Here is a 10,712-nt window from a genome sequence, read left to right as displayed (position 1 = left end):
GATTGGGTTCGGGTGCGGTGCGGCTCTGGGGTCTCGTCCCGGCGGGCGGGGCCCGCGCGCCGGCCGGGCGCGGGCTCGGTTAACACCGCGCGGGGCCCCCCCCCCGGCGCTACCGATGCAGGGGTCGGATCCCTTTCCGCAGGGAAAGGGCTCTGACCCCGGGGATTACCGGGAAGGCCCATCCACGCATGGCGTGGATCTACTGATCAGCGCTGCGGGGTAATCGTCTGCGTCGGCAAGCGCGCCGGGGCTTCCGGGTTCGGCACCCAGATCGCGACACCGGCCGCGCGCTTCTGCGTGGTCGGAATACCGATGCCGACGCCGCCGCCCACGTGCGAGCCGTAGCTGCCGGCGCCCACCGACATGCCCACCGGGGAGCCGCTGCTGCCTACGCCCATCAGGATCACACCGTTGGCGCCCAGCGCTGCGGCTTCGCGCTTGAGTCGTGCCACGGCCGCATCGGTCTGGCCCTGGGTACCAAACCCCACCGCCGAGGACGATTCCAGCTGGGCGATTTCCAGCGAACCGGCCGGCGGGGTGGAATAGATCTGCACCTGCGCCGGGTCGATCGGCGCACGCGCGCGGCCCAGCATCACCTTGGAGGTGCTGGCGCAACCGGCAGCGGCCAGCAGCATGGCGGTCAAAGCGAGCCAACGGATGTTCATGGCGTTTACCCCTGTAGGACAGTTCGGATCATCGGCCGGGGACTCTGAATCGGCGCCAACACCTTCGCCCGGGGCATGGCCGCATGCTGGCACGGGGCGGGTGAGCGTGTCGCCAACGGCGGTAGGCGACAGCCACGGGACAGGCTACTGTTGGGGAAGGAACCGATCTGAGGGGAGCTGGGCATGGGTGTGATCAGTCTGTTGTGGGGCATCGTGGCGCTGCTGTGGATGATCCTGGCCCTGATCCCGCTGCTGGGCTGGGGCAACTGGTTCCTGATCCCGTTCGCGGCGGTGGGCGCGGTCATCGCCGCGCTGGGCATCCTCTTCACCCACCCCAGCAAGCGCGGCCGCGCCAAGACCGGGCTGGTCCTGAACGGCATCGTGGTGCTGGTCGGCATCGTCCGCCTGAGCCTGGGCGGCGGGGTGATCTGAGCGGCCTGCTCTGAGCGACCTGCTCCGAGTCGCGCCCATGGGTGCGACCGGGCGTCGCAGCCCCACGGCCCGGCGCCGGGCAGGGAGTACAATGCCGGGCTGCGCGAGCCCCCCGCGTGCCTGTGAAACCGCGCCCGGCGCGGCTGACCCCATGATCATTCGTTCCCGTCCCCACGGCTGGCAACTGCTGTACATCCTGCGCGGTTCCATCGTGCCGGCCATCGCGCCCAAGGTGCTGGCCATCCTGGTGCTGTCCATCGCCGTGGCGGCGGTGGTGGAACTGGCCCCGCCAATCGGCATCGAGCGTGTCTCGGTCACCCCGTTCACCCTGCTCGGCCTGGTCCTGTCGATCTTCCTCAGCTTCCGCAACAGCGCCTGCTACGACCGCTGGTGGGAAGGCCGCAAGCTGTGGGGCCAGCTGATCTACGAATCGCGTTCGCTGGCGCGCCAGGTGCACCTGCTGCTGGCCGACGACAGCGGCCGCCGCCGCCGCATCGCCTACCTCACCACCGCCTTCGCCCATGCCCTGGCCGCACGCCTGCGCGGGCGCATCGTCGCCCTGGTGGCGCTGCCGTGGCTGGACAAGCCGCAGCGCGAGCAGCTGGCCGAGCGCGAGAACGTGCCCGACGCGCTGCTGTCGATGATCGCCGCCGAGCTGGCCCAGGCGCTGCGCAGCGGCGAGCTGGAGCCGATCCTCTACACCCAGCTGGAAGACCGCCTGCACGCGATGTCCTCCATCCAGGCCGGCTGCGAGCGCATCCTCAGCACGCCGCTGCCGTTCGCCTACACCCTGCTGCTGCACCGCTGCGCGTGGATGTTCTGCGTGCTGCTGCCGTTCGGCCTGGCCAGCTCGCTGGGCTGGGGCACGCCGGTGCTGTCGGCGGTGCTGGCCTACGCCTTCTTCGGCCTGGACCAGCTGGGCGAGGAGATGGAAGAGCCCTTCGGCCTGGAGCCGAACGACCTGCCACTGGACGCCATGGTGCGCACCATCGAGATCGACCAGCTCGACGCGCTCGGCGAACGCCCCCTGCCCGAACCCCTGCTGCCGCAGGGCTACCTGTTGCAATAGCCACTCCTCGGAGCCTGCCATGCCTCATCCCCATTACCGCCCGCGGCGCATGCGCCATGACGAGTTCTCGCGCCGCCTGATGCGCGAAAACACGCTGACCACCGACGACCTGATCTACCCGGTGTTCGTGCACGAGCTGGCCGGCCGCACCGCCGTTCCGTCGATGCCCGGCGTGGAGCGGCTGTCGATCGAGGAGCTGCTGAAGGTGGCCGAAGAGGCGCTGGAACTGGGCATCCCGGTGATCGACCTGTTCCCGGTGATCGACAGCTCGCAGAAGTCGCTGGATGCGTCGGCGGCGTGGGCCGAGGACGGCCTGGCGCAGCGCGCGATCCGTGCGCTGAAGACGCGCTTCCCGGAACTGGGGGTGATGACCGACGTGGCCCTGGACCCGTACACCACGCACGGCCAGGACGGGATCATCGACGACAAGGGCTATGTGCTCAACGACATCACTGTTGAAGCGCTGGTCAAGCAGTCGCTGTCGCATGCCGAAGCCGGCGCCGACATCATTTCGCCCTCGGACATGATGGACGGCCGCATCGGCGCGATCCGCCGTGCGCTGGATGCCGACCACCACCTCAACGTGCGCATCATGGCCTACTCGGCCAAGTACGCCTCGGCGTTCTACGGCCCGTTCCGGGATGCCGTGGGCAGCGCCGGCAGCCTCGGCAAAGCCGACAAGAAGACCTACCAGATGGACCCGGCCAACGGCGACGAGGCCCTGCGCGAGATCGCGCTGGACCTGGAAGAGGGCGCGGACATGGTGATGGTCAAGCCGGGCATGCCCTACCTGGACCTGGTGCGCCGGGTGAAGGAGAAGTTCGGCGTGCCGACCTTCGCGTACCAGGTCAGTGGCGAGTACGCGATGATGAAGGCCGCCTTCGCCAACGGCTGGCTGGACGAACGCGCCTGCGTGCTGGAATCGCTGCTGGGCTTCAAGCGTGCCGGCGCCGATGGCGTACTGACCTATTTCGCGCCGCAGGTGGCGCGTTGGCTGCGCGAGCGCTGACAATAGCGCTCACGACGGACGGAGGAACACGCGATGGGACCGGAAATGGGATGGATGCAATGGCTGATCTGGGGCACCGGCACGCTGGTGTTCGGCGCCATCATCGTCGGCGTGTTCGTGGCGGCCTGGCGTGCCAGCCGGCGCCCGCCGGAGCAGCTCTCCGCCGCCGCCCACGTGGCCCGTGAGCTGGCCCTGCCGGAAAGCGTGCAGGCCGAACTGGCCGCGCTGAACCGCCGCAAGGACAACGGCCAGCTGAGCGAGATCGATTACGAAAAGCAGCGCGCCCAGGTGTTGGCGCGCTGAGCGTCAATGCCCGGGGTCGGATCCCTTTCCGCAGGAAAGGGCTCTGACCCCATCACGGGTGCCATCCACGCCCGGCGTGGATCTACCGCACGCACCCGGCCACGGCCGCCACCTTCGGCACCGCCAACCGGTACACATCCACGCCACCGGCACGCGGCGCCCTGGCCGCACTGCTGGCCACCATCATCTCGCCGGGCTTCGCGTTGTCGACCACCGGCGCGCCGGTCCAGCCGCCGGTCTGGTTGAACGACAGCCCCAGCGGCTGCAGCGTGGCGCCGGTCCAGACGCAGGCGCTGCTCATCACCTGCGACGCCTCGCCGTTGCCACGGCTGAACACCACCGCGCCATCATTGCCCAGCCAGTCGCCGTCGGTCTCGTCAGCAGACGTATTGAGGGCGACCAACGCCACGGCGGCGCCGCGCACGCCCTGCGCATCCAGCGGCGCCACGAACAGATCCCAGCCCGCGCCACGGCCCTGGTCGCGCGCGAACAGCAGCCGGCGGCCATCGGCGCTGAGGGCCGCGCCACGCTCGGCACGGCTGCCGTCCTTGCCGGCCAGCGCCTGCGGCCGGCCCACGCTGCCATCGGCGGCCACCGCTGCGCGGTACAGCGCCCATTTCCCCTCGCGGCCGGCGGCGAACAGCAGCCAGTGGCCATCGCGGCTGAAATAAGGGTCCAGCGCCTCGCCGGCCACGTCCACCGGCAGGGCCTGGGCCTGCTGCCAGCGGCCGTCCACCACCCGTGCCTGCCACAGCCCCCAGCCTGCCTCGCCACGGCGGGCGAAGACGATGCGCTGGCCGTCGGCACTGATCGTCGCCCGGCCCTCGTCGGCGCGGGTGGAGACCACGCCCATGCCCTCGATGCCGTACTCGTTCAACGCCATCGCCACGGGGGCAGAGAGTAGACTGGCGGCAAGCACCAGCAGGGTCGGGGTGATGCGCATCATCCGGGTCCTTGCACGAAAGTGCACCAGTCTAGCCAGCTTGAGGATTCCATGACCGATCGTTACGCCGTCTTCGGACACCCCGTTGCCCACTCGAAGTCGCCGCTGATCCACGCGACGTTCGGTCGCCAGGAAGGCATCAGCATCGACTACCGCGCGATCGACCTGGCCCCGGACGCCTTCCTGGCCGGGCTGGACGCCTTCGCCGCCGAAGGCGGTGTCGGCGCCAACGTCACCTCGCCGCACAAGGAAGCCGCGTTCTCGGCGTGCACTACGCTGACCGCACGCGCGCGCCGCGCCGGCTCGGTCAACACCCTGCTGCGCAAGGGCGACCGCTGGCACGGCGACACCACCGATGGCATCGGCCTGGTGCGTGACCTGACCGACCGCCATGGCCTGGACCTGCGCGGCCGCCGTGTGCTGCTGATCGGCGCCGGTGGTTCGGCACGCAGCGTCGCCCCGGCGCTGCTCGATGCCGGCATCACCGAGCTGGTGGTGGTCAACCGCACGCCGGAACGCGCCGACGAACTGATCGACGCCATGGGTGAGCCGGGCCGCGCGCTCAGCCGCTACTGGGAAGACCTGCGCGACCTGGGCGATTTCGAACTGATCCTCAACGCCACCTCGGCCGGCCGCGACCGCGACGTGGAGTTCAAGCTGCCGCTGTCGCTGGTCAATTCGATGACCACCGCGGTGGACCTGAACTATGGCGAGGCCGCCATCGCCTTCCTGGCCTGGGCGCGCGCGGCCAACTGCCGCAATACCGTCGATGGCCTGGGCATGCTGGTCGAGCAGGCCGCCGAGAGCTTCCTGCAGTGGCATGGCGTGCGCCCGCAGACCGACGAGGTCTACCAGCAGCTGCGTGCCGGTGCCGGCGCGTTTGCCGGCCAGGACTGAGCCATGGACAGCTCCTCGCTGCTGCTGAGCGTGCTGAGCATGATCGGCGTGCGCCTGCCGGTGCTGATCGCGCTGTGCGTCGGCCTGGTCTGGGTGGTAGGCGCGCCGCGTGATGCGGCCCGCAGCGGTGCGCTGGCGGGCCTGGTGCTGCTGCTGGTGGCGAACCTTGGTGGCGTGGTTGCCAACGTGGTGCCGCTGTGGATGGTCAGCAGCGGCGATTTCACCGCCATCTCGGCGATGAGCGCGGTGCTGGGCGGCGTGCAGTTCGTGCTGTCGCTGCTGAGCGCCTTCGGCATCGTGCTGGTGATCTGGGCGCTGGTGCGCGTGCTGCGCCAGCGGCCGCCGCTGCCGCCTGCCGCAGGCCGGTAGCGGGGGGGGGGGGGGCCGGGGGGGGGGGGGGGGGGGCGGGCCCCCGGGCCGGGGGCGCCGGGGCGCCGCGGGGGGGGGGCGGGGCCCCGGGCGGCCGCCCGGGGTCGCCGGCGCGCCGCGGGGTGGGCGCGGGGGCCCTCGGCAGCGCCGCGGGGGCGCCCCCCCCGCCCGCGGCGCGCCCCCGCCCGCTACCGTGGATGGGCTGGCAACGCCGCATCTGCCCCTGCCTGGTGAGGCCATCCGGCCCATGAAAGCCAAGCCCCGACGCCGCTGACCCTGTTCAGCGCCCGCGCCTCGGTCCAAGTGGCCGGCCATGCGACAATGGCCGGCCTGATCCAGCCACGGTAGTTCCCGGCGTGACCGAAACCGTCGCCGCCCCGCGCAAGCTCGATGACGCCTTGAAGGACGCGATCCGCAAGGCGTACACGACGCTGCAGGCCAACACCCCCGGCTTCTCCACCCGCCGCTCGCAGAGCCAGATGATCGGCGTGGTGTCGCGTGCGCTGTCCACCAGTGGCGGCGTCGGCGTGGTCGAGGCACCGACCGGCGTCGGCAAGAGTCTGGGCTACCTGACCGCGGGCGTGCCGATCGCCCTGGCCAGCAAGAAGAAGCTGGTCATCAGCACCGGCACCGTGGCCCTGCAGTCGCAGCTGGTCGAGCGCGATATTCCCAATTTCCTCAAGGCCACCGGCCTGGAAGCGACCGTGGCCCTGGCCAAGGGCCGCACCCGCTACCTGTGCACGCGCAATGCTGCCGAAGCGCAGGGCGAGGGCGCGCAGGGCGGCATGTTCGAGGACGAAGCGCCGCTGTACGACCGGCCGCTGGCGCCCATCGAAATGGACATCGCCAAGCGCCTCTCCGATGCCTTCACCAGCGGCACGTGGGACGGTGACATCGACAACGCGCCGGAAACCATCAGCCCCGGCCTGCGCAGCCGCATCACCACGCCCGCCTCGGCCTGTGCCGGGCGCCGCTGCGCGTATTCGGCGCAGTGCGCGGTGCTGCGCTCACGCAACACCGTGCGCGATGCGCAGATCGTGGTGACCAACCACGCGCTGCTGCTGTCGGCGCTGTCCATTGGTGACAGCGACAACGGCCAGCCGATGATCGCCGCGCCGTCGGACATGCTGCTGGTGCTGGACGAAGGCCACCACATCGGCAACGTGGCCATCGACCAGGGTGCGGCCAGCCTGGCCCTGGACGAGATGGCCAAGCGCACCGGCCGCCTGCAGATCCTGATTGCCGGTGCCTACCGCGCGGTCGACAAGGACCGCCTGGGCAACCTGCTGCCGAACGAGGCCATCGACGTGGCCAGCAACGTGGCCAAGCAGCTGCGCGCCTTCCGCGATCACGTGGAAGCGGTGTGGATGCCTGCGCCGGCCGATGAAGACCCGATGTGGCGCGCTGCCAACGGGCGCCTGCCCGAGGCCTGGCGCGAGCCGATCGAAGCGCTGGCCGACGATACCCGCAGCCTCTACAACTGGGCCCACGCCGCCACGGCACAGGTGGCCAAGGGCAAGCCGGACGACGCTGCACGCGAGCGTCTGCAGCGCAACCTCGGCATGGCGCTGGAAATGATCGAGCAGCAGTACAACCTGTGGCAGGCCTGGCGCCGCGAGGACAAGGACGGCGCACCGCCCACCGCGCGCTGGGTCACTGCCACCCGCGACGGCGATCTGGTGCTGCACGGCTCGCCGGTGTCGGCCGCGCACGTGCTGCGCAAGCTGCTGTGGGATGAAGTGGATTCGGTGGTGATGACCTCGGCCACGTTGACCGGCGGCGGTGATTTCCAGTCGCTGGCCATCGATAACGGCATCCCGCCGGAAGCGGAGATGGTCTCGCTGGCATCGCCGTTCGACCTTCCCAACCAGGCCGAATTGATCATCCCGAAGTTCCCGGTCACGCCCGATGATCGCGAAGGTCATCCGCGCGAAGTGGCGCGCTACCTCGACCAGGAACTGGACTGGGCCAAGGGCTCGATGGTGCTGTTCACCTCGCGCTGGAAGATGGAGAAGGTGGCCGGCCTGATGTCGGCCGCACGCCGCAAGCAGGTGCTGGTGCAGGGCGACATGTCCAAGACCCGGCTGATCGACGAACACCTGCGCCGCGTTGCCGCCGGCGAAGGCTCGGTGCTGTTCGGCCTGAATTCCTTCGGCGAAGGTCTGGACCTGCCCGGCGAAGCCTGCACCACGGTGGTCATCACCCAGGTGCCGTTCGCGGTGCCGACCGACCCGCAGACCGCCACGCTGAGCGAATGGGTGGAAGCGCGCGGCATGAATGCCTTCAACCTGATCGCCATCCCGCACGCGCTGCGCACGCTCACCCAGTTCGCCGGCCGACTGATCCGCACGTCCAAGGACACCGGTCGCGTGGTCATCCTCGATTCGCGGCTGCTGACCCGCCGCTACGGCAAGCGCATCATCGACGCGCTGCCGCCGTTCAAGCGCGTGATCGGCTGAGCCGCGCCGGTGGGGTCGGATCCCTTCCGCAGGAAGGGCTCTGACCCCAGAACGCATGGCACCGTAACCAACCAGCACGGGTAGTGCCGGCCGCTGGCCGGCAACCTTGAAGATAGGACTACCATGGCGCGACTGCACGCGCGGAGGGAAGCCACATGCACGACTGGACCATCATCGCGACCCACAGTGACTGGATCGCCGCGACGTTTGAACTCGTCCTGCGCGATTCAACTCAATCCGAGCGCCGTATGCAGTTCGATGCGGTGGAGCACGTGATGCTGGACAGGAGCGAACCCTGGGGACCGAGTGCATCGATCAACGACGTGACGGCCAGCGAAGATCGCGCCGAAGGACTCATCCGCGTGGTGTTTGAGCTGCAGTCCGGCGGTGCGATCCACATTTCGGCAGGGGCGTGCCGCCTGGATGGCGAGTCGTTCGTGATCTGAATGCTGTGCCGGGGTCGGAGCCCTTTCTGCGAAAGCGATACGACCCCACGGCGATTCAATCGCCGAGCAGGGCGGTGTTGCGGACGGCGCCCTTGTCGGCGCTGGTCGCAAGCAGGGCGTAGGCCTTCAGTGCGCTGGTGACCTTGCGCGGGCGGGCTTCACGCGGCTTCCAGCCACGGGCGTCGGCGTCGGCGCGGCGCTGGGCCAGGGTGGCCTCGTCCAGCAGCAGGTCGATGCGACGGGCGGGGATGTCGATGCGGATGCGGTCACCGTCTTCCACCAGGCCGATCGTGCCGCCGCTGGCGGCTTCCGGCGAGACGTGGCCGATCGACAGGCCCGAGGTGCCGCCGGAGAAACGCCCGTCGGTCAGCAGCGCGCACTGCTTGCCCAGCCCCTTCGATTTCAGGTAGCTGGTGGGGTAGAGCATTTCCTGCATGCCCGGGCCGCCCTTTGGGCCTTCGTAGCGGATGACCACCACGTCGCCCGGCTGCACTTTGTCGGCGAGGATGCCGGCCACGGCCGCGTCCTGGCTCTCGAACACGCGCGCGCTGCCTTCGAATACGTGGATGGACTCGTCCACGCCGGCGGTCTTCACCACGCAGCCATCGACGGCCAGGTTGCCGCGCAGCACAGCCAGGCCGCCTTCGGCCGAGTAGGCATGCTCGACGCTGCGGATGCAGCCTTCGGCGCGGTCCACGTCCAGCGTGGGCCAGCGCGTGGCCTGGCTGAAAGCCACCTGGGTGGGAATGCCCGCCGGGCCGGCACGGAAGAAGTCGTGCACGCTGGATTCGTCGCTGACCGCCACGTCCCAGCGCTCGATGGCCTCGGCCAGGGTGCGGCTGTGCACGGTCGGTACGGTGGTATCCAGCAGGCCGCCACGCGCCAGTTCGCCGAGGATGCCGTACACGCCGCCCGCGCGGTGCACGTCTTCCATGTGGTACTTGGGCGTGTTCGGCGCCACCTTGCACAGCTGCGGCACGCGCCGCGACAGCGCATCGATGTGGGTCAGGTCAAAGTCCACTTCGGCTTCCTGCGCGGCGGCCAGCAGGTGCAGGATGGTGTTGGTGGAACCGCCCATGGCGATGTCCAGGGTCATCGCGTTGGCGAACGCGGCCTGGGTGGCGATGCCACGCGGCAGCGCGCTTGCTTCTTCGCCGCCGTACCAGCGGTGGCACAGTTCGACGATCAGGCGGCCGGCGCGCAGGAACAGTTGCTCGCGGTCGGCGTGGGTAGCCAGGGTCGAGCCGTTGCCGGGCAGCGACAGGCCCAGCGCTTCGGTCAGGCAGTTCATCGAGTTGGCGGTGAACATGCCCGAGCAGGAACCGCAGGTGGGGCAGGCGCTGCGCTCGAATTCGGCCACCTTTTCATCGCTGGCGCTTTCGTCGGCGGCGATGACCATCGCATCGACCAGGTCCAGCTTGTGCTCGGACAGCTTGGTCTTGCCGGCCTCCATCGGGCCGCCGGAGACGAACACCACCGGGATGTTGAGGCGCAGTGCGGCCATCAGCATGCCGGGGGTGATCTTGTCGCAGTTGGAAATGCACACCAGCGCGTCGGCGCAGTGCGCGTTGACCATGTACTCGACCGAGTCGGCGATGATCTCGCGGCTGGGCAGCGAATACAGCATGCCGTCGTGGCCCATGGCGATGCCGTCGTCGACCGCGATCGTGTTGAATTCCTTGGCGACGCCGCCGACCTTCTCGATCTCGCGCGCGACCAGTTGGCCGAGGTCCTTCAGGTGCACGTGGCCGGGCACGAACTGGGTGAAGGAGTTGGCGATGGCGATGATCGGCTTGTGGAAGTCGCCGTCCTTCATGCCGGTGGCGCGCCACAGGGCGCGGGCGCCGGCCATGTTGCGGCCGGCGGTGGAGGTGCGGGAGCGGTATTCAGGCATGGCTGGCGGAACGGGCGGGCCGTACAACGTGGGGGTCGCTTGATCATGGACAATTTTTTCGGTTGCTGCTGCAACCACCGGTTGGGGTTGGGCAGGGCTGCGCCCTGCACCTGCCGAAGCAACGTCAACGTCAAAAGCGGGGTATCCGTGGGATGGCGGGGTGGGTCCGGTGGCAGGGGACGGCGCAAGTACGTCCATGTAGCCTCGGTCGCGCCATCCATGGCGC

General features: G+C 69.6%; 11 protein-coding genes. 8 read left to right on the top strand and 3 right to left on the bottom strand.

From position 1 onward, the window contains the following. Nucleotides 1–206: 206 nt before the first annotated feature. A complete protein-coding gene (locus ACVOK1_RS19020; RefSeq protein WP_108770398.1) occupies nucleotides 207–665 on the bottom strand; it encodes a hypothetical protein in 459 nt (152 codons plus the stop codon). A 183-nt stretch (nucleotides 666–848) separates the two neighbouring features. On the opposite strand from ACVOK1_RS19020, the gene ACVOK1_RS19015 reads away from it, so the two are divergent. The 4 genes from ACVOK1_RS19015 to ACVOK1_RS19000 all read left to right on the top strand — a co-directional run bounded on the left by ACVOK1_RS19015 (nucleotide 849) and on the right by ACVOK1_RS19000 (nucleotide 3,478). After that, a complete protein-coding gene (locus ACVOK1_RS19015; RefSeq protein WP_108770397.1) occupies nucleotides 849–1,097 on the top strand; it encodes a hypothetical protein in 249 nt (82 codons plus the stop codon). Nucleotides 1,098–1,248: 151 nt separating this feature from the next. Continuing rightward, entirely contained in the window at nucleotides 1,249–2,166 is a 918-nt protein-coding gene (locus tag ACVOK1_RS19010) for a bestrophin family protein (protein ID WP_164075316.1), read from the top strand. 19 nt (nucleotides 2,167–2,185) lie between these two features. Next, complete coding sequence (gene hemB / locus ACVOK1_RS19005) at nucleotides 2,186–3,175, top strand: porphobilinogen synthase (RefSeq protein ID WP_108770395.1); 990 nt, start codon at nucleotides 2,186–2,188, stop codon at nucleotides 3,173–3,175. A gap of 33 nt (nucleotides 3,176–3,208) precedes the next feature. Next, a complete protein-coding gene (locus tag ACVOK1_RS19000) occupies nucleotides 3,209–3,478 on the top strand; it encodes a gas vesicle protein GvpG (RefSeq protein WP_481562937.1) in 270 nt (89 codons plus the stop codon). A gap of 82 nt (nucleotides 3,479–3,560) precedes the next feature. On the opposite strand, the gene ACVOK1_RS18995 is transcribed toward ACVOK1_RS19000, so the two are convergent. Beyond that, on the bottom strand, nucleotides 3,561–4,424 hold the full coding sequence (locus ACVOK1_RS18995) for a TolB family protein (RefSeq protein ID WP_481562936.1): 864 nt from the start codon (nucleotides 4,422–4,424) through the stop codon (nucleotides 3,561–3,563). Nucleotides 4,425–4,472: 48 nt separating this feature from the next. Between ACVOK1_RS18995 and aroE the strand changes: the two genes are divergently transcribed. The 4 genes from aroE (at nucleotide 4,473) to ACVOK1_RS18975 (ending at nucleotide 8,592) form a co-directional block, all read left to right on the top strand. Beyond that, entirely contained in the window at nucleotides 4,473–5,318 is an 846-nt protein-coding gene (gene aroE / locus ACVOK1_RS18990) for a shikimate dehydrogenase (RefSeq protein WP_108770392.1), read from the top strand. A gap of 3 nt (nucleotides 5,319–5,321) precedes the next feature. After that, entirely contained in the window at nucleotides 5,322–5,687 is a 366-nt protein-coding gene (locus ACVOK1_RS18985) for a hypothetical protein (protein WP_108770391.1), read from the top strand. A 356-nt stretch (nucleotides 5,688–6,043) separates the two neighbouring features. Then, nucleotides 6,044–8,146: an ATP-dependent DNA helicase DinG gene (gene dinG, locus ACVOK1_RS18980; protein WP_481562935.1), complete on the top strand. Its 2,103-nt coding sequence runs from the start codon at nucleotides 6,044–6,046 to the stop codon at nucleotides 8,144–8,146. A gap of 155 nt (nucleotides 8,147–8,301) precedes the next feature. Next, nucleotides 8,302–8,592 (top strand): hypothetical protein, encoded by a 291-nt coding sequence (locus ACVOK1_RS18975; protein WP_481562934.1) that lies wholly within the window; start codon nucleotides 8,302–8,304, stop codon nucleotides 8,590–8,592. Between the two features lie 55 nt (nucleotides 8,593–8,647). On the opposite strand, the gene ilvD is transcribed toward ACVOK1_RS18975, so the two are convergent. Then, nucleotides 8,648–10,486 carry a dihydroxy-acid dehydratase gene (ilvD, locus tag ACVOK1_RS18970; protein ID WP_481562933.1) on the bottom strand — a complete coding sequence of 613 codons (1,839 nt, stop codon included), beginning with the start codon at nucleotides 10,484–10,486 and terminating at the stop codon, nucleotides 8,648–8,650. Nucleotides 10,487–10,712 lie beyond the last annotated feature (226 nt).

The organism is Stenotrophomonas sp. STEN087 (genome assembly GCF_056759115.1).
This window is presented reverse-complemented; position numbering and strand designations above follow the sequence as displayed.

Excerpts from the sequence above, each read along its gene's own strand:
- hemB (WP_108770395.1), top strand. The coding sequence starts at position 2,186 with ATGCCTCATCCCCATTACCGCCCGCGGCGCATGCGCCATGACGAGTTC.
- ACVOK1_RS19000 (WP_481562937.1), top strand. The coding sequence starts at position 3,209 with ATGGGACCGGAAATGGGATGGATGCAATGGCTGATCTGGGGCACCGGC.
- ACVOK1_RS18975 (WP_481562934.1), top strand. The coding sequence starts at position 8,302 with ATGCACGACTGGACCATCATCGCGACCCACAGTGACTGGATCGCCGCG.
- aroE (WP_108770392.1), top strand. The coding sequence starts at position 4,473 with ATGACCGATCGTTACGCCGTCTTCGGACACCCCGTTGCCCACTCGAAG.
- ACVOK1_RS19015 (WP_108770397.1), top strand. The coding sequence starts at position 849 with ATGGGTGTGATCAGTCTGTTGTGGGGCATCGTGGCGCTGCTGTGGATG.
- ACVOK1_RS18985 (WP_108770391.1), top strand. The coding sequence starts at position 5,322 with ATGGACAGCTCCTCGCTGCTGCTGAGCGTGCTGAGCATGATCGGCGTG.
- ACVOK1_RS19010 (WP_164075316.1), top strand. The coding sequence starts at position 1,249 with ATGATCATTCGTTCCCGTCCCCACGGCTGGCAACTGCTGTACATCCTG.
- ACVOK1_RS19020 (WP_108770398.1), bottom strand. The coding sequence starts at position 665 with ATGAACATCCGTTGGCTCGCTTTGACCGCCATGCTGCTGGCCGCTGCC.
- ACVOK1_RS18995 (WP_481562936.1), bottom strand. The coding sequence starts at position 4,424 with ATGATGCGCATCACCCCGACCCTGCTGGTGCTTGCCGCCAGTCTACTC.
- ilvD (WP_481562933.1), bottom strand. The coding sequence starts at position 10,486 with ATGCCTGAATACCGCTCCCGCACCTCCACCGCCGGCCGCAACATGGCC.